Source organism: Micromonospora sp. NPDC048907 (assembly GCF_055586885.1).
Genome location: NZ_JBVJHI010000005.1, coordinates 690,581 through 706,437, shown reverse-complemented (window position 1 = coordinate 706,437; position 15,857 = coordinate 690,581). Strand labels below are relative to the sequence as shown.

The window sequence follows — 15,857 nt, the reverse complement described above, 5'->3', positions numbered from 1 at the left end:
GCACCGGATGAGTGGAAACCCCGCCGGTCAGCGCTCGGCGAGGGTGGCGTCGGTGGCCGGCCGGGTCCCCGCGACGAACGCGTCCAGCGTCGCCCCGTGCAGCACGCCGCCGGGCACCGGGTCGCCGGCGGCGCGGGCCACGAGCCGGCGTACCGGCAGCCGGTCGGGGCCTGAGGACGCGGCGAGGACCAGGTTGCCGTACCGCCGGCCGCGCAGCATCCGCCGGTCGGCGACCAGGAGGACGTCGGCGAAGACCGCCCGCAGGGTGGCCACCTGGGTCCGGGTGTGCACGAGCGGCGGCAGGTCGGTGACGTTGACCAGGAAGACGCCGTCCGGGCGGAGCACCCGGGCCACCTCGGCGGCGAACTCCACGCTGGCCACGTGCCGGGGCATCCGGGCCGCCCGGTAGACGTCGGCCAGCACCACGTCGTACCCCCCGGCCGGAGCGGCGGTGACCGCGTCCCGGGCGTCGCCGATCTCGACGACCACCTCGGGCGGCACCGGGGGCAGCTCGCGGCGGACCAGCTCGACCACCGCCGGGTCCCGCTCGATCACCCGCTGGGGTGAGCCGGGCCGGGCGGCGGCCAGCCAGCGGGGCAGGGTGAGCGCCCCGCCGCCCAGGTGCAGCACGGCCAACGGCCGACCCGGCGGGGCGGCCAGGTCGACCACGGCGGCCATCCGCCGCACGTACTCGAAGTGCAGGTGACGCGGGTCCGCCACGTCGACGTACGACTGTTCGACCCCCGCGGCGAGCAGCGTCCGGCCGGTGGGCCGGACCGGGTCCACGACGATCTCCAGGGCCTCGGCGTCGCTGTTCACGGCGGGCAACGGTACCCGGCGCACCCCGGGCCGGCGGGCGAGGCGCCCGCCGGCCCGGACCGGCCGAGGCTCAGCCGGCGGCCATCCCGGCGCCGGCCTCGTCGATCGCGTCGTCGACCCGCCGGGCCAGGTCCACGTCCGCCGCCGTCACCCCGTCGACCTGCTGGCTGCGCACGGTGAGCACGGCGCTGTCCGGGTCGGGGCGGCCGATCTGCGGGCCGCGCCCGGTCTCGCCCCGGAGCTGGTCGAGCCGGTCGAGCACCCGGTCCAGGTTGCCGTTCGGCAGCTCGATGGTGCGCACCAGCGACTGCCGGTCGCTGGACCAGTACGGCAGCCGGCCGAGCGCGTCGCGCAGTTCCGCCTCGTCCAGCGGGGCGGTGGCGGACGTCGCGCCCACCAGCCCGCCGCCGACCGCCGGCGGCGGCGCGAGCAGGTCCTGCAAGCCGTCCGGTACGCGCAGGGACTCGACGAGTTCGCCGTCCGCCTCGGCCAGCGCGGCCAGGGTGGCCTGCGCCTGGTAGCGGGCCTGCTCCGGGGTCAGCCGACTGCGGCGGCCCACCTCGGCGAGGAAGCCGGGCAGGTCGTGCCGCCGTGCGAGCCCGTCGACCGGCACCACGTCGTGCAGCTTCACCGGCACCGCCTCGAGCAGCCGTTCCCGCTCGGTCTCGTCGAGCGCCCGGGCCAGTGCGAGCACGGTCGCCTCCGCCGCCACCTTGGCGGTGGCGAAGTCGACTCCCGCCCGCCGGCTCACGTCGCCGACGAGGTCCCGGTAGCCCAGGGTGGTCACCGGGGCCGGCCGCTCGTCGGGCAGCGGGCGCGGGCGCTCCGCCACGGCCGCGGGCGGCGGGGCGGGGCCGCCGCGCGTCGTGTCCGGCTTGCGCCGGCCGGCCGGCGGCGGGCCGGACCGTTCGTTTCGGTCCAGCGAGGTGATCTGCTTGGACGCGCTCAGGCTGGCGCCGGTCTGGCTGGGAAGCCGACCGCGTCCCCGCGCGTCCCGGGCCAGAGCCCGGCGGCGCTGGTTGTCGCCCTCCATCTGCTTGCGCATCGTCGCACCTCGTTCCTGGTCGGTTGCGCTTGCGCCGGTGGCCTTCCCGGCGCTGCCGGGAAGGAAACGGCCGCCGGCGGACCGACAGCTTCACTCCCTGCGGGTGAGGGCCGGTCACCCCGGTGAGCCGCACGATCGCGGTGGACCGGAAGAACTTCCGACGCACGCGGAAGGGCAGGTCGTCATGAAACGGATCGTGGAGATCGTCCCCGCCCGGCCCGGCTGGTACGCGAGGTGGCAGGTCGACCCGGAGGCCACCCGCAGCTACCCGGTGACCCTCTGGGCGCTGCTGGAGGAGAACGACGGCGGCGGACGCGAGGTCGTCGGCGTCGACTGTGTGGGGCAGTGGCCGGGAGCCGACGACAACGAGGTGGGTGGGGAGTTCGTCCGTTACCTGTTCCAGACGCCCGATTCGGGCACGCCGGAGGACGCGGCGTCGCCCACGGTGGGGGAGCTGCGCGAGTCCGGCCCGCGCCTGCAGGCCGTCCCCGCCGGCTGAGCCACCCTCCCCGGCCCCCGGCCCCTGGTCCCAGGGTCGGGGGCCACCCCCCGTCCGCCGTCAGCCGACGTCGCGGGTCGCCGCCGTCTCCCCGAAGGGCCGGACGGCCAGCAGCTCGGCCAGCCCGGTGCGGTCGAGCAGCTGCCGCACCCGGGGGCTCACGGCGTCCAGCCGCACCGGACCGTCGCCGGCCCGGTGGATGACCACCAGCGCGCTGAGGCCGGAGGAGTCGCAGAGCGCCACGCCGGAGAAGTCGAGAAGCAGCTCCCGGCAGCCGTCGCGCCGCAGCTCGGCGGCGGCGGCGACGAGTTCCGGCGCGCTGTCGAAGTCCAGCTCGCCGGTCAGCCGAAGCCGGGCACGTCCGGCGTCGAGCCGGTCCACCTCGATGGTCAACAGCTGCGGGCGCATGCCGCCATGTTTCCAGCTCGAGCCGGCCCCGCAAAGCCCAGAGTGCTCAGACACGAGCGGACGGGCCGGTCGTGGGCCGATCGGGCTGCGGGCGGGACAGCAGGCCGGCGACCCCGGTCATGTCGAGGATGGTGGCGAGGAAGCGGGGCGTCTCCCGGAGCTGGACGGCCGTGCCGCCCCGCTGGCCGTCCCGCCAGGCGTGGACGATCAGCGACAGGCCGGTGCTGTCGATGAAGAGCAGGTCGCGGAAGTCCAGCACGAGCGTCCGGGGGGTCCGGGCCAGCAGCCGGTCCACCTCGGTGCGCAGCGGGGCGGCCGTGGTGTAGGCGAGGTCCCCGCCGATCCGGATGGCCGGCGCGGTCGGGTCGGATCGGTCCACGGAGATGCGCAGCGGGGTCGCCTCGGGGATTCTCCGTCGGGGTGCCACCATCACGCCTTTCGCGGCTGCCGGTCGGACCGGGTCGCCCGGATCGTAACAACCCTCGGACCGCCCCGCCGGACGGCGCGTCCGCAGGCCGGGGCATGAGCGTGGGGTGGCGGTACCGGCGCACCGGCGTAGGGTGGGCGAAGGAAGATTTGACCATACGCGCCGTTTCGCGGGGACCGCGGGTATCGACAGGAGTGGGGCTCAGCTGGTGACTGCTGCCGACGTCAGGGGCGCTGACCCGGGCGACGGACGGATCTCCACGCCGGGTGCCAGACGGCCTCGGGCGTGGTCGCAGGCCCTGCCGCCCCTGGCCCCGGACCGCGGCCCGGGCACCCCCGACCTGTCGGAGGTGGTGGAGCACTTCCGCGAGGGTCTGATCGTCTGCGACGCCGACGGCGTGGTGCGGCACCTCAGCCCGGTCGCCGAGCGGCTGGTCCCCGAGGTGGTGCCCGGCAAGGTGCTCGCCGCGGCCGGCGTGCCCGCCCTCGGCGGCGACCCGGGCGAGTTCACCCATCACGGCCGGCGACTGCGCCTGCGCCGGGTCGGCCTCTCCGCCGGCCGCCGCTGCTGGTACGTCGAGGACGTCACCGAGAGCGTCAGCCGGGCCGACGCGCTGCTCGCCGAGCGGGCCCGCTCGGCGTTCCTCGCGGTGGTCGGGGAGAAGCTCGGCAACCCCCTGCACCCCGACCGTGCCGCCGCCGCGGTGGTGCGGCTGGCCGTGCCGACGGTGGCCGACGTCGCCGTGCTGGTGCTGACCCCGCGCTCCGGCCGGGCCCGCTGGTGGCGGGCCGTGCCCGCGGACGACGAGGTGCCCGCCGTCGACAGCGGCGTGCTCGCCGCCGCGGAGCTGCCGACGGCGATCGGGGAGGGGCTCGGCGGTGTCGAGCCGCACGCCCTGGACTGGCTTGTGGAGCAGGCCGTCGAGGCGGGCTGGCTGCCCGGTGTCGACGCGGCCGGCGCCACCGCGCGGGTGGTGCCGCTGCCCGGGCGGGACGCCCCGGCCGGGGTGCTGGTGGTCGCCCGCCGGGCCGACCGCTGGTACGACGACGCCGACCTCGACCTGGTCCGCGCGTTCGCGGCCCGGGCCGGCGCCGCGCTCACGACCGCGCTGCTCTACCGCGACCAGGCCGAGGTCGCCGACACCCTCCAGGCCAGCCTCCTGCCCGTCGAGCCGGCGGCGGCCCCGGGCGTGCAGTGGGGGACCGCCTACCGGCCGGCGCAGGCCGGGCTGCGGATCGGCGGGGACTTCTACGGCTCGCACCGGCTCCTCGACGGCGGCTCGGTCTTCTTCCTCGGCGACATCTCCGGCAAGGGCGTCGAGGCGGCCGTTTTCACCGGCCAGCTCCGCCAGTGCCTGCAGGCGCTGCACCGGGTCGAGTCGCAGCCGGGTCGGCTGCTGAAGCTGCTCAACGACGCGCTGCTGGAGACCACCCAGGCGAACGGGCAGGGCCGGTTCGCCACCGTGGTGCTGGGCGTGGTCCGCCCGCAGCGCGACGGCGGCCTCACCCTGGCCATGGCCGGCGGTGGCCACCTCCCGCCCCTGGTGCTGCGGGCCTCCGGCGAGGTCGAGGTGGTGCCGCTGAGCGGGATGCTGATCGGTGTGGTGCCGGATCCCCGGATCGGCGAGGTGACCGTGCGCCTGGCGCCGGGCGAGACCTGCCTGCTCTACAGCGACGGGGTGACCGAGGCGCGCGGCGGCCGGCGGGGTGACGAGCAGTTCGGCCCCGAACGGCTGGTGCACGCCGTGACCGGCTGTCACCGGATGCCCGCCCCGGCGCTGGCCGAGCGCGTCGAGCAGGTGACCTGCGACTGGCTCGGTCACGGCGACCACGACGACATCGCCGTGCTCGCGTTGCGGGCGACCGGCCCGGTCCGTTCCGGCCGCCACCTGCACGCCGTGCCCGGCCTGACCGACGCCGAGCGGACGAGGGAGACCGACGCGTGACCTCGACGACCACGGAGGCCGACCCGGCGCAGGTTTTTCCCGGCTACCTGGAATGTCTGGCGGAGGCCGACGAGCAGGCCGCGGTCGAGGTGGCCCTCGGGCTGCTGGAGTCCGGTGTGCCGGCCGAGCGGGTGCTCCTGGACCTGGTCGCGCCGGCGCAGGCCGAGGTGGGGGAGCGGTGGGCGCGCGACGAGTGGAGCGTGGCCCAGGAGCACGCCGCCACCCACATCAGCGAGCGGGTCGTGGCGGCCGTCGCCGCGTACGCGAATCCGCGCCCGACCCGCGGCCGGATCGTGGTCGCCTGCATGGACGGCGAGTGGCACGCCCTGCCGGCCCGGCTGGTGGCCGAGGTGCTGCGGCTGCGCGGCTGGCAGATCACCTTCCTCGGTGCCAGCGTGCCCGCCGCACACCTGGTGTCCTACCTGCACCGCCACGACGCGCACGCGGTGGCCCTCGCCTGCGCGCTGCCGATGCGGCTGCCGCACGCGCACCGCATGGTCGAGGCGTGCCGCCGCTCGGACGTGCCGGTGGTGGTCGGCGGGCGCGGCTTCGGGGCCGACGGGCGCTGGGCCCGGGCGCTCGGCGTGTCGTGGGCGCCGGACGCGCCGACCGCGGCGGACCTGGTGGCCGACGAGCGGGCGCTGCGGGCGGTGGCGCCGGTCCGGCTCGGCCACCTCGCCGACGACGAGTACGCGAGCCTGGCCAAGCGGCGCGGTGAGCTGATCGACAGCGCCCTGGCCGACCTGCGGGAGCGGGTGCCGGGGGTGCGCGACTACAGCCCGGCGCAGTTCGACTCGACCGTCAGCGACCTCGGCTACATCGTCGACTTCCTCGCCGCCGCCCTCTACGTCGACGACGAGACCCTCTTCACCGAGTTCGTCGAGTGGCTGGTGGCGATCCTGGTCAGCCGCGGGGTTCCGGCGGGCGCGGTCGGGCTGACCCTCGACCACTATGGACAGCGGCTGCGCGACTTTCCCCGGGCCGGCCGGTTCCTCGACCGGGCCCGCGCGCTGGTCGGCGGGCTGTCTGCCGGATCGGGGCGCTGACCGGCGGGCGCGGGCACACCGGGGCGACCCGCGTATACTTGGCGCACTGCAAGGATCGGCCTGCGGTCGGAGCGAGAGGGGCCACGGTGACGTTCTCCGTCACGCACGGCCAGCGGGAGGGCGTTCCGGCCCGCCTGCGGCTCGCGGGCGAGCTCGACCTGGGCACCGCGCCGGAGCTCAACGCCGCCATCGACCGGCTGGCGGCCGAGGGGCACCGCGAGCTCCTGCTGGACCTCACCGAGCTGACCTTCTGCGATTCCAGCGGCATCGCTGCGTTCGTCCGCGGCGACAATCTCGCCACTGCGGCGGGTGGCTGGCTGCGGATCACCGGGGCGACCGGGCGGGTGGCCCGGGTGCTCCAGGTGACCGGCCTGGCCGAGGTGTTGAGCCACGAGGCGGACGTGGCCGACCCGGCCACGCCGGCCGCCTCCTGATCGGATAGATTGCCCCGCCAGCCGTCGACTCCGCCGTCGGCGTCCGCCTCCCGAGACGAAGCAGGTAGTCCCATGGGTCATGGCACCCCGAGCCCCGTTCGCATCCTGGTGGTGGACGACGACCCGGGCGACGTCCTGATGATCGAGGAAGCCCTCGAGGACTCGGACGTCGAGAAGGTCATCGACGTGGTCAACGACGGCCAGGAGGCGATGGAGTTCCTCCGTCGCGAGGGCCGGCACACCGAGGCCCGGCGCCCCGACGTCATCCTGCTCGACCTGAACATGCCGCGGATGGACGGGCGTCAGGTGCTCGGCGAGGTGAAGCGGGACGAGAACCTGCGCACCATCCCGATCGTGGTGCTCACCACCTCCAACGCCGACACCGACATCCTCGGCAGCTACACCCTCCAGGCCAACGCGTACGTGACGAAGCCGATCGACCTGGACGACTTCAACGACGTGGTGCGCCGCATCGACGAGTTCTTCGGCCGGGTGGTCGTGCTCCCCAAGCACCCCTGAGCGCTTCGTCCGGGCGTCCGGATGCTGAACATTTTGCGGGAAGCGCCGCGGGCGTGGCCGCCGGCCGCCCAGGATCGTCAGGTGGGGGACGTGACACCAGCTGCCTGGGGGGCGACACAGATGAGGTTCTCCGTGGTCGAGACCGGATACGACCAGCGGCAGGTCGACGCCTGCCTGGACGAGCTGAAGATCCGGTTGGTCCGGCTCGCGGCCCGCGCGGAGAACGCCGGCGCCGGACGCGAGTGGGACCAGGTCCGGGAGGACGCCACCCACCTCTGCGACTTCCTGCGCCGCCGGACCGCCGTCGTGGACGGCGAGGAGGCCGCCGGGACGGCCGCCGAGCGGGAGGCCGCCGCGCTGCTGGACGAGGCCCGCGGCGAGCTGGAGGCCGCCCGGGAGGAGGCCCGGCGGGTACGCGAGCAGGCGTACGCCGACGCGGTCCGGGCGCGCCGGGACTTCGAGGCGGCGCTGCTGGCCCGCCGCCGCCGGGAGGCCCGCGTCGACGAGATCCTCGCCGGGGCACGGGGCGACACGGTGCCCCCGGACACGCCCACCGCCGCCGCGGGCGTGCCGACCGCCGGCGCCGCCGGGCGCAGCGCCGCCTGAGCGCGGCTCAGACCAGCGCCGCCACCACCATGGTGGCCCGCTCCTCGTGCTGCGCGTACGCGTCGGGGAAGGCGGAGACCTGCACGGCCTGGGCCGCCGCGGTGAGGCTCATCTCGGTCCAGCCGGGCACCTCGTTGAGCGCGGTGAAGAAGGCGCGGGCCGCGTACGCCGGACGCATGATCTCGGCGACCGTGCCCCAGCCGCTGCTGGGTCGCTGCTGGAACAAGCCGATCGAGTCGTGGTCGGAGCCGCTGCCCTGGTGCGGGTAGTCGAACGACTCGGGGAGCACGTCGCTGGCCAGGTTGTAGAGGTTGCTCTCCTGCATGGCGGTGGCCACGGCCACCACGAGCGCCCGGCGCGGCATCTTCATGGCCAGGCCGGCGTCGACGATCGCCTTGGCGTTGTCCATCTGCCGCTGGTCCAGCCCGGCGACGGGCCGGGGGTGCTTGGGTCGGACCGGCTTCTTCGGCGTCTTCTTCCTCGTGGGCGCCGGGGTCGGGGTGGCGGCCGGTATCGGTGTGACCGGCACGGCGACCGGCGGGGCGGCGCGCTCGAAGTCCCGGGACGCCCGCTGCTCGGCGGCTGCGGCAGCCCGGTCGGCGAGCGCCTCCTGGACCGGCTCGTGCCGCTGCCCGGGCTCGCGCGCGCCGATGACGCCGATCAGACCGAGGCAGCAGGTCACGCCGGTGGCGACGGCGAGCCGGGCGGGGGTGGAGCGGACGGGTCCGCGGCGGGCCGGCTCCGGGGCCCGGTGCCGCCCGATCCTCCGTTCGGCTGATGCCGGGTCGATCGTACGGCGAACGGGCCGCGTCTCGGTCGTCTGCTGCGTGTCGGGGTGGTCGGGATGCACCCGCCGAGGCTAGAGAGCTTCCCGGCGCTTGCCATCGGGGTGATTGGTGGCATGCGCCACACTTTGCCATGATCGGCCCGCACATTACGCTCGGTGGACCACGAATTCGATCATCCACGTCTTTCGCATTTTCCGTTCATGCCGGAAAGGGACGGACAAACCCCGCGCATGATCTTCCTCTCGGCGGTTCCGCCCGCCCTCCTCCGTTCGGGTGAGGTGCATGCCCGTCACCTGGGCGAATGAGCGTGGGCCGGACAGCCCAGGTCGCCGGAGACCCCGGGTGTCCGGATCGACCCCACCGGAGATCCCGTCGCTCGATACGATGCGGACGGTGACGGAGCAGATGGTCGATGAGCGGGCCGCCGACGAACCCGCCGGCCGCCAGGGCCGGCGGGGGCTCGTCGTCGCCCTGTGCGCCGTCCTGCTCGCCCTGCTGATCGTCGGCCACCGGGCGGTGCCCAACGTGCACGGCCTGGGCAGCCTGGTGGACAGCGCCACCCCGCTGCTCGGGCTCGGCGTACCCCTGCTCGCCCTCGCGGCGCTGCTGCGCCGGTCCCGCCGGGCCCTGCTCGTGGTCCTGCTGCCGGCGCTGGTGTGGCTGGCGTGCTACGGCGGCGCGTGGTTGCCTCCGGCCGCCGGCGCGGGCGCCGCATCGCTGCGGGTGGCCAGCCAGAACCTGCGCTCCGGCAACCCCGACCCGGCCGCCACCGTCGACGCCCTCGTCGACGCCGCCCCGGACCTCATCGGGCTTCAGGAGATCGACGACGGCGAGCAGGTCGCCGGCGCGCTGGGCGGGCGCTACCCGCACCGGGCCGCGGTCTCCACGGTCGGGCTGTGGAGCCGCTGGCCGATCCGTGAGGCGCACGGCGTGGACACCGGCCTCGGGTGGGACCGCGCGCTGCGGGCCGTGGTCGCCACCCCGCAGGGCGACCTGGCGGTCTACGTGGTGCACCTCGGTTCGGCCCGGGCCGGGCACACCGCCACCCGCGACGAGACGCTCGCCGCGCTCGCCGCGACCGTCCGGGCCGACGACGCGCCGCGACTCCTGGTGCTCGGCGACCTGAACACCGCCACCACCGACCGGGTCTTCGGGCCCCTCACCCGCCTGCTCGGCGACGCCCAGGCCAAGGCCGGGCAGGGCTTCGGTTTCACCTGGCCGGCAGAACTCCCGGTGACCCGCCCGGACCACGTCCTCTACCGGGGGCTCACCCCCACCGCGGCCGGGGTGCTGCGCACCCCGGACAGCGACCACCGCGCGGTGACCGCCGGTTTCCGCTGGTGAGCGGTCAGTGCCGGCCGTTCTCCGCCGGGGTGACGGTCAGCCGGTGCCGGCTGTTGTCGCCGCTGGAGAACGGCCAGAGCCGGTCGGCGTGCGCGACCAGGTCGGCCAGCTGCTCCCGGGTGAGACCGGCCGAGGAGATCTCGGCGTGCACATCGGCCCGGTAGCGGCCGTCGTCGTCGCGCCCCAGCTTCGCCGCCGCGGTCACCTCGACGGTGTGCGCCTCGTCGGTGATCTCACCGGCCGCCTCCACCGCCGCGTGGTGCAGGCAGGAGGCGAACGCGGCCGCCAGGAGCTGCTCGGGCGTCAGGCCGGTGCAGTGCGGCGCCAACGGCGACGCCAGGGCGGAGGAGAGACCGCCGTCGTCGGTGCGTACGTGACCGCCCGCGGCGGTCGCCGTGGCCGTCTCAGCCAGCCAGGAACTCGGATCCGGCATCGCGTTCCTCCCGTCACTCACCCGCCCGGCTTCCCGGCCCCGGGCCGGCGAAACCCTGCCTGAGCAGGCAGGGCGTCAGTGGGCCCGGCCGGTCGGCTGCGCGTCGACGGCGATCGCCTCGGTCGCCTCGGCCGCCGCCTGGTCGGTCCACGCGGACACCGTGGCGCCACGCTGCCGGGGTGTCGGCGCGACCATCGGCACGTAGACCCGGGCGTCCACCACCTCGGCGAGCAGCAACGCCGCCATCAGGCTGCTGGGCCGGGCGGTCGGGTCCACGGCGAGGCAGCGGCGGCACAGGTCGGCCGCCTCGGCCGGCAACCCGTCGATGTCGGGCAGCGGCTCCGGCACCCGACGCCGGCCCGAGCCGAGCAGTTGGGTGGTGCTGTCGGCCGGGTACGGCAGCCGGCCGGTCAGGCAGTAGTAGAGGAGCACGCCCAGGGCGTACATGTCCGCGGCCGGGGTGGCGGGCTGCCGGTCGAGCTGCTCCGGCGCCAGGTACGCCGGCGTGCCGACCACGATCCCGTCCGGGGTGTGGTCGGGTGCGCCGGCCGGGCTGGCGATCCCGAAGTCGAGCACCTTCACACCGGCCGGGGTGAGGATCACGTTCGCCGGCTTCACGTCCCGGTGCACGATGCCGTGCGTGTGCGCGGCGGCCAGGGCGGCGCTCACCTCGGCGCAGACCCGCACGGCGATCCGCCAGTCGAGCCGGCCGCGGCGCAGGTGGGCGGCGAGCGTCTCGCCCTCGGCCAGCTCCATCACGATGTAGGGCACCGCCCGGCCGTCCGGCAGGGCGGCGGTGCCGAAGTCGTGCACGCTTGCCACGTTTGGGTGCACGAGCCGGGCCGCCGAGCGGGCCTCGCGCCGGATCCGGTCCACCGAGGTGGACTCCCCGTCCAGCCCTGGCGAGATCAGCTTCACGGCGACCGTCCGGTCGAGCACGAGGTCGTGCGCCCGCCACACCTCGGACATCCCGCCGATGCCGATCCGCCGTTCGAGCTCGTACCGCTCGCCCAGCGTCCTCATCGACCACTCCTCGCCCTCGTCGGTCCCTCCGGTTTCGCTACCCGGCCCCGGAGCAGGGCAAACCGCCGGGGATTCCGGCCACCGGGCGGCCCCGGGGCGGGGTAGCTTCGCGAGCAGGGGACCGTGTCGACGGTGAGACGGAGGGTGACCGTGGCTCTGGTGCGCGTGCGGTTCGTCGGTGGGCCCGCCGACGACCTGGTCCGGGACCTGCCCGCCGAGCCGGACGGGGCGCCGCCGCCGCGGTGGATCCTGCGTCACCCCGACCGGCCGCCCGGCGGCGAGGCCGACCACCTCTACGAGCGCGACCACCACCGCGGCGGGGGAGGCGACTGGACGATGCGGTACGTGCGCACCGACCCGTTCGGCGCCACCGAGTGACCCCGGTCAGGCCGCCCGCGCGCCGGTGGTGCCGAGGATGACCGAGGCGACCAGCTCCGGGTCGTCGTGCATCGGCACGTGCCCGCAGCCGGCCAGCTCCAGGTGCCGGGCCGCCGGTAGCCGGGTCCGCGCCAGCGCGGCCTGCCGGTAGGGCAGGATCCGGTCCCGGGTGCCCCAGGCGACCGTCACCGGCACGGCCGGCGTGCCGGCGAAGGCGTAGCCCCGGCCGGCGCGGGCCACCGCGCGGAACGCCCGCGCCTCGCGCAGCGCCCGCGCGTCGGCGAGCGCCTCGGCCAGCGCCATCCGGTTCGGCCGGGCCAGGATCATGCCCAGCGCGAGGGTGCGCAGCGCCGGGTTGGCGAACAGCGACCGCAGCACCGGCTCCGGCAGCCGGGCCGCGTTGCGGTGCAGGCTGAGCACGGTGAGCGCCCAGCGCAGCTCACGAGGGGTGCAGAAGCCGGCGGGGGAGAGGGCCGTTGCGGAGGAGACCTTCCCGGCGGCGGCGAGCTCCAGGGCGATCGCGCCGCCGAGGCTGTTGCCCGCCACGTGCGGGCGGTCCAGCCCGAGCGCGGCGAACAGCTCGACGATCGCGGCCACCAGGCCGGGCATGTCCGCCGGCAGGCCGGCCGCGGGCACCGGCGAGCGGCCGAACCCGGGCAGGTCGACGGCGATCACGTCGTGCGCCTCGGCGAGCCGGTCCAGCACCGGCGACCAGGCCGCCCAGTGGTGGCCGATGCCGTGCAGCAACACCAGTGGCGCGCCGGCCCCGCGCCGTTCGAAGACCACCTCCACGGGAGCGCTCATCGCCGCGTCTCCTCCGCTCGTGACCGCGCTGCTCCCGGAACCGGCACACTCCTCGCGCCCGCCGTCACCTCCGGGGTGCTCGCCCCGAAGCCGCGCCCCAACGCCCGGGACTGCTCCTCGATGAGCGGGACGGTCTCCCTCGCGGTCCGCCCGACCAGCCTGTCGGCGAGAGGGCTCACCAGCAGCGAACGGATCGCCTGCACGCCGCCGACGGCGCGCGGCACGTAGACCCGGCGGCTGCGGCGCTCGATCGCCCGGACGAAGGCCGCCGCGCACTCCTGCACCGTGGTGGTGCGCCGCATCGGCCAGGGCAGCTTCGCCAACGCCGTCCCGAATGCCGGCAGGTCGGCCCGCGCCTCCCGGACCAGGTCGGTGTCCACCCAGGACGGGTGCGCCGTGCCCACGGCCACGCCGCGGTGCGCCAGCTCCAGCCGGATGGCGGTGCCGAAGTGCTCGACGCCGGCCTTCGAGGCGCAGTAGGCGGCCATGCCGGGCAGCGCGGCGAACGCGGCGGCGGAGGAGACGATCAGCAGGTAGCCGCGGCGGGCGGTGAGCGCCGGCACGGTCGCCGCCGCGGTGCGCACCACCCCGATCAGGTTCACCTCGACCGTGCGGACCAGCGCCTCGACGTCGCCGACGGCGATGGTGCCCCGGTTGGCGACCCCGGCGTTCGCCACCACGGCGTCGATGCCGCCCAGCTCCGTGACCGTGCCGTCGACCGCCGCGGCCAGCTCGGCCTGGTCGGTGACGTCGGCGGGGAACCACACGTGGCCGGGACCCAGCTCGGTGGCGAGCGCGGCGAGGCGGTCGGGTTCCAGGCCGACCAGGGCCAGCCGCGCGCCCCGGGCGGCGGCGAGCCGGGCGGTGTGCGCGCCGATGCCCCGGGCCGCGCCGGTCACCAGCACCACCTTGCCGGCCAGCCGGCCGGCGGGACGACCGTCGATGGACATGCCGGCAAGTTACCACCGGGTAGCGTGCCGGGGAAGGGCGGTGGTCCCGCCGTGCGACCCGCACAGCTGGTACACAGGATCGGGACAGGCCCGGTACAGCGGGTGCGCCCACGATGGGGAGCATGGTCATGAACGGGCAGGCCGCACAGGGCCGGATCGAGCTGCGCCGGCCGGACGGTGAGCCGGTGCGGGTGCTGGTGGTGGACGACGAGCCGACGCTCACCGACCTGCTCTCGATGGCGCTGCGCTACGAGGGCTGGCAGGTGACCACCGCCGGCAACGGGATGGCGGCGATCAGCGCGGCCCGGCAGTTCAAGCCCGACGCCGTGGTGCTCGACGTCATGCTCCCGGACCTGGACGGCTTCCAGGTGCTGCGCCGGCTGCGCGAGCAGGCGCCCACCGTGCCGGTGCTCTTCCTGACCGCGCGGGACGCGGTCGAGGAGCGGATCGCCGGGCTCACCGTCGGCGGCGACGACTACGTCACCAAGCCGTTCAGCCTCGAGGAGGTGATCGCCCGGCTGCGCGCCCTGCTGCGCCGCTCCGGGTTCGCCGTCGCCGCCCGCGAGGAGGCCGTGCTCACCGTCGGCGACCTGAGCCTCGACGAGGACAGCCACGAGGTACGCCGCGGCGGCGACCTCGTCACCCTCACCGCCACCGAGTTCGAGCTGCTGCGCTACCTCATGCGCAACCCGCGCCGGGTGCTGAGCAAGGCGCAGATCCTCGACCGGGTCTGGAACTACGACTTCGGCGGCCAGGCCAACGTGGTCGAGCTGTACATCTCGTACCTGCGCAAGAAGATCGACGCGGGCCGTGAGCCCATGATCCACACCTTGCGCGGGGCGGGTTATGTCCTCAAGCCCGCGGACTGACCGGGGCGGGAGGCTGCGGCGCCGGCTCGCCGGCTGGTCGCTGCGCCGGCGCCTGGTGCTCTCCGTGGTGGCGCTGCTGGCCCTGGTCAGCGTCGGCATCGGCGGCCTGACCACCATCGCGCTGCGGCACTTCCTGGTCGGCGAGGTGGACAAGCAGCTCACCATGGCGGACCGGCGGACCGGCGACGTGCCGCCGTGGCTGCGCCCGCCCGGTGACCCGCGCCGGGCCGACCCCTGCGACCAGCCGCTACCGGAGCCGCCGCGCGGCTTCCCGCCCGGCTCGATCGCCCTGCGGACCGCCTGCGGCGCGACCACCGCCACGGTGCGGGCCGAATCGGGGGAGGCCGACGAGTTGCCGGCCGCCGACGCGGCCGCGCTCGCCACGCTGCCGCCCGACGGGCGGCCCCGTACCGTCGAGATCGGCGACCGGGGTGACTACCGCGCGGTGGCCCACCGGTCGCCGGACGGCCAGGTGCTCGCGGCCGTCGCCATCCCGCTCGCCGGGGTCCAGGACACCGTCATGTGGGTGCTGGTCGCCCAGGCCGGCCTGATCGCCGCCGGGCTGGTCATCGCGGGCGGCCTGGGCGCGCTGATCGTCCGGGCCGCGCTGCGCCCGCTGAACCGGGTCGCCGCCACCGCCGGCCGGGTCACCGAACTGCCGCTGGACCGGGGCGAGGTGGCCCTGTCGGTGCGGGTGCCGGAGGCGGACACCGACCCGCGCACCGAGGTCGGGCAGGTGGGCGGGGCCCTCAACCGGATGCTCGGCCACGTCGCCGCCGCGCTCGCCGCCCGGCAGGCCAGCGAGATGCGGGTACGCCAGTTCGTCGCCGACGCGAGCCATGAGCTGCGCACCCCCCTGGCCGCCATCCGCGGCTACGCCGAGGTGGCCCGGCGCGGCCGGGACGAGGTGCCGGCGGACGTGGCGCACGCCCTGCGCCGGGTGGAGTCCGAGAGCACCCGGATGACCAGCCTCGTCGACGACCTGCTGCTGCTCGCCCGCCTCGACTCCGGTCGCCCACTCGCGACCGAGCCGGTCGACCTCACCGCCATGGTGGTCGACGCGGTCAGCGACGCGCACGTGGCCGGCCCCGAGCACCGCTGGCAGCTCGACCTGCCCGACGAGCCGGTCAGCGTCACCGGCGACGCCCACCGGCTGCACCAGGTGCTGGCGAACCTGCTCGCCAACGCCCGCGTGCACACCCCGCCCGGCACCACGGTGACCACCCGGCTCGCGCCGGTGGCCGGCGGCGTCGAACTGAGCGTCACCGACGACGGCCCCGGTGTGCCCGCCGAGCTGCAACCCGAGGTGTTCGAGCGGTTCGCCCGCGGCGACAGCTCCCGCTCCCGCACGCACGGCAGCACCGGCCTCGGCCTGGCCATCGTGGCCGCCGTGGTGGAGGCCCACCACGGCGAGGTCGCCGTGGCGAGCCGTCCCGGGCGGACGGTGTTCACGGTGCGGCTGCCGGGATCCACAGCCGACGCATAGGCCGCGCACGGGGGCGGGTCAGCGGCCGGCCGGA

Annotated in this window: 20 protein-coding genes; 11 read left to right on the top strand and 9 right to left on the bottom strand. The window is 75.8% G+C overall.

The window, feature by feature from the left end; all coding sequences use genetic code 11:
* Positions 1-27: 27 nt before the first annotated feature.
* Positions 28-819 carry a spermidine synthase gene (locus ACZ6PY_RS21370; RefSeq protein WP_466074654.1) on the bottom strand — a complete coding sequence of 264 codons (792 nt, stop codon included), beginning with the start codon at positions 817-819 and terminating at the stop codon, positions 28-30.
* Between the two features lie 70 nt (positions 820-889).
* Complete coding sequence (locus ACZ6PY_RS21365; RefSeq protein WP_466074653.1) at positions 890-1,864, bottom strand: DUF2267 domain-containing protein; 975 nt, start codon at positions 1,862-1,864, stop codon at positions 890-892.
* Between the two features lie 184 nt (positions 1,865-2,048).
* On the opposite strand from ACZ6PY_RS21365, the gene ACZ6PY_RS21360 reads away from it, so the two are divergent.
* Positions 2,049-2,363: a hypothetical protein gene (locus tag ACZ6PY_RS21360; protein ID WP_466074652.1), complete on the top strand. Its 315-nt coding sequence runs from the start codon at positions 2,049-2,051 to the stop codon at positions 2,361-2,363.
* Between the two features lie 60 nt (positions 2,364-2,423).
* Here the strand turns inward: ACZ6PY_RS21360 and ACZ6PY_RS21355 are convergent, their stop codons facing one another.
* Both ACZ6PY_RS21355 and ACZ6PY_RS21350 read right to left on the bottom strand, forming a co-directional pair.
* Positions 2,424-2,771 (bottom strand): STAS domain-containing protein, encoded by a 348-nt coding sequence (locus tag ACZ6PY_RS21355; RefSeq protein WP_466074651.1) that lies wholly within the window; start codon positions 2,769-2,771, stop codon positions 2,424-2,426.
* A 46-nt stretch (positions 2,772-2,817) separates the two neighbouring features.
* Entirely contained in the window at positions 2,818-3,201 is a 384-nt protein-coding gene (locus ACZ6PY_RS21350) for an STAS domain-containing protein (RefSeq protein WP_466074650.1), read from the bottom strand.
* Between the two features lie 205 nt (positions 3,202-3,406).
* Between ACZ6PY_RS21350 and ACZ6PY_RS21345 the strand changes: the two genes are divergently transcribed.
* From ACZ6PY_RS21345 to ACZ6PY_RS21325, 5 genes are all read left to right on the top strand, one after another.
* Complete coding sequence (locus ACZ6PY_RS21345; protein WP_466074649.1) at positions 3,407-5,143, top strand: PP2C family protein-serine/threonine phosphatase; 1,737 nt, start codon at positions 3,407-3,409, stop codon at positions 5,141-5,143.
* Positions 5,140-6,189 carry a cobalamin B12-binding domain-containing protein gene (locus ACZ6PY_RS21340; protein WP_466074648.1) on the top strand — a complete coding sequence of 350 codons (1,050 nt, stop codon included), beginning with the start codon at positions 5,140-5,142 and terminating at the stop codon, positions 6,187-6,189. The genes ACZ6PY_RS21345 and ACZ6PY_RS21340 overlap by 4 nt, the downstream gene beginning before the upstream one ends.
* A gap of 86 nt (positions 6,190-6,275) precedes the next feature.
* Positions 6,276-6,623, top strand: a complete 348-nt coding sequence (locus ACZ6PY_RS21335; protein WP_466074647.1) for an STAS domain-containing protein — start codon at positions 6,276-6,278, stop codon at positions 6,621-6,623.
* Positions 6,624-6,695: 72 nt separating this feature from the next.
* On the top strand, positions 6,696-7,142 hold the full coding sequence (locus ACZ6PY_RS21330; RefSeq protein WP_355057930.1) for a response regulator: 447 nt from the start codon (positions 6,696-6,698) through the stop codon (positions 7,140-7,142).
* Between the two features lie 120 nt (positions 7,143-7,262).
* Positions 7,263-7,748, top strand: coding sequence for an ATPase (locus ACZ6PY_RS21325; RefSeq protein WP_466074646.1), 486 nt, complete (start codon positions 7,263-7,265; stop codon positions 7,746-7,748).
* A gap of 7 nt (positions 7,749-7,755) precedes the next feature.
* Here ACZ6PY_RS21325 and ACZ6PY_RS21320 read toward each other — a convergent pair whose 3' ends face one another.
* Positions 7,756-8,598, bottom strand: a complete 843-nt coding sequence (locus ACZ6PY_RS21320; RefSeq protein ID WP_466074645.1) for a hypothetical protein — start codon at positions 8,596-8,598, stop codon at positions 7,756-7,758.
* A 93-nt stretch (positions 8,599-8,691) separates the two neighbouring features.
* On the opposite strand from ACZ6PY_RS21320, the gene ACZ6PY_RS21315 reads away from it, so the two are divergent.
* Together ACZ6PY_RS21315 and ACZ6PY_RS21310 are read left to right on the top strand one after the other, a co-directional pair.
* The gene (locus tag ACZ6PY_RS21315) at positions 8,692-8,841 is read left to right on the top strand and encodes a hypothetical protein (protein WP_466074644.1); all 150 of its coding nucleotides are present in this window, start codon (positions 8,692-8,694) and stop codon (positions 8,839-8,841) included.
* Between the two features lie 88 nt (positions 8,842-8,929).
* Positions 8,930-9,880 (top strand): endonuclease/exonuclease/phosphatase family protein, encoded by a 951-nt coding sequence (locus tag ACZ6PY_RS21310; RefSeq protein WP_466074643.1) that lies wholly within the window; start codon positions 8,930-8,932, stop codon positions 9,878-9,880.
* A gap of 4 nt (positions 9,881-9,884) precedes the next feature.
* Here ACZ6PY_RS21310 and ACZ6PY_RS21305 read toward each other — a convergent pair whose 3' ends face one another.
* A complete protein-coding gene (locus ACZ6PY_RS21305; RefSeq protein ID WP_262285231.1) occupies positions 9,885-10,313 on the bottom strand; it encodes an OsmC family protein in 429 nt (142 codons plus the stop codon).
* Between the two features lie 75 nt (positions 10,314-10,388).
* Entirely contained in the window at positions 10,389-11,336 is a 948-nt protein-coding gene (locus ACZ6PY_RS21300) for a serine/threonine-protein kinase (protein WP_466074642.1), read from the bottom strand.
* Between the two features lie 150 nt (positions 11,337-11,486).
* On the opposite strand from ACZ6PY_RS21300, the gene ACZ6PY_RS21295 reads away from it, so the two are divergent.
* Positions 11,487-11,714, top strand: a complete 228-nt coding sequence (locus tag ACZ6PY_RS21295; protein ID WP_466074641.1) for a hypothetical protein — start codon at positions 11,487-11,489, stop codon at positions 11,712-11,714.
* 6 nt (positions 11,715-11,720) lie between these two features.
* On the opposite strand, the gene ACZ6PY_RS21290 is transcribed toward ACZ6PY_RS21295, so the two are convergent.
* Positions 11,721-12,518, bottom strand: coding sequence for an alpha/beta fold hydrolase (locus tag ACZ6PY_RS21290; protein WP_466074640.1), 798 nt, complete (start codon positions 12,516-12,518; stop codon positions 11,721-11,723).
* A complete protein-coding gene (locus tag ACZ6PY_RS21285) occupies positions 12,515-13,468 on the bottom strand; it encodes an SDR family oxidoreductase (RefSeq protein WP_466074639.1) in 954 nt (317 codons plus the stop codon). The genes ACZ6PY_RS21290 and ACZ6PY_RS21285 overlap by 4 nt, the downstream gene beginning before the upstream one ends.
* A 128-nt stretch (positions 13,469-13,596) precedes the next feature.
* Here ACZ6PY_RS21285 and ACZ6PY_RS21280 point away from each other — a divergent pair, with 128 nt between their 5' ends.
* Together ACZ6PY_RS21280 and ACZ6PY_RS21275 are read left to right on the top strand one after the other, a co-directional pair.
* Positions 13,597-14,337, top strand: coding sequence for a response regulator transcription factor (locus ACZ6PY_RS21280; RefSeq protein ID WP_466074696.1), 741 nt, complete (start codon positions 13,597-13,599; stop codon positions 14,335-14,337).
* Positions 14,315-15,823, top strand: a complete 1,509-nt coding sequence (locus ACZ6PY_RS21275; protein ID WP_466074638.1) for a HAMP domain-containing sensor histidine kinase — start codon at positions 14,315-14,317, stop codon at positions 15,821-15,823. Before ACZ6PY_RS21280 ends, ACZ6PY_RS21275 begins: the two co-directional genes overlap by 23 nt.
* Positions 15,824-15,857 lie beyond the last annotated feature (34 nt).

Excerpts from the sequence above, each read along its gene's own strand:
- ACZ6PY_RS21365 (WP_466074653.1), bottom strand. The coding sequence starts at position 1,864 with ATGCGCAAGCAGATGGAGGGCGACAACCAGCGCCGCCGGGCTCTGGCC.
- ACZ6PY_RS21360 (WP_466074652.1), top strand. The coding sequence starts at position 2,049 with ATGAAACGGATCGTGGAGATCGTCCCCGCCCGGCCCGGCTGGTACGCG.
- ACZ6PY_RS21355 (WP_466074651.1), bottom strand. The coding sequence starts at position 2,771 with ATGCGCCCGCAGCTGTTGACCATCGAGGTGGACCGGCTCGACGCCGGA.
- ACZ6PY_RS21350 (WP_466074650.1), bottom strand. The coding sequence starts at position 3,201 with ATGGTGGCACCCCGACGGAGAATCCCCGAGGCGACCCCGCTGCGCATC.
- ACZ6PY_RS21330 (WP_355057930.1), top strand. The coding sequence starts at position 6,696 with ATGGGTCATGGCACCCCGAGCCCCGTTCGCATCCTGGTGGTGGACGAC.
- ACZ6PY_RS21325 (WP_466074646.1), top strand. The coding sequence starts at position 7,263 with ATGAGGTTCTCCGTGGTCGAGACCGGATACGACCAGCGGCAGGTCGAC.
- ACZ6PY_RS21305 (WP_262285231.1), bottom strand. The coding sequence starts at position 10,313 with ATGCCGGATCCGAGTTCCTGGCTGGCTGAGACGGCCACGGCGACCGCC.
- ACZ6PY_RS21300 (WP_466074642.1), bottom strand. The coding sequence starts at position 11,336 with ATGAGGACGCTGGGCGAGCGGTACGAGCTCGAACGGCGGATCGGCATC.
- ACZ6PY_RS21290 (WP_466074640.1), bottom strand. The coding sequence starts at position 12,518 with ATGAGCGCTCCCGTGGAGGTGGTCTTCGAACGGCGCGGGGCCGGCGCG.
- ACZ6PY_RS21285 (WP_466074639.1), bottom strand. The coding sequence starts at position 13,468 with ATGTCCATCGACGGTCGTCCCGCCGGCCGGCTGGCCGGCAAGGTGGTG.
- ACZ6PY_RS21280 (WP_466074696.1), top strand. The coding sequence starts at position 13,597 with ATGAACGGGCAGGCCGCACAGGGCCGGATCGAGCTGCGCCGGCCGGAC.
- ACZ6PY_RS21275 (WP_466074638.1), top strand. The coding sequence starts at position 14,315 with ATGTCCTCAAGCCCGCGGACTGACCGGGGCGGGAGGCTGCGGCGCCGG.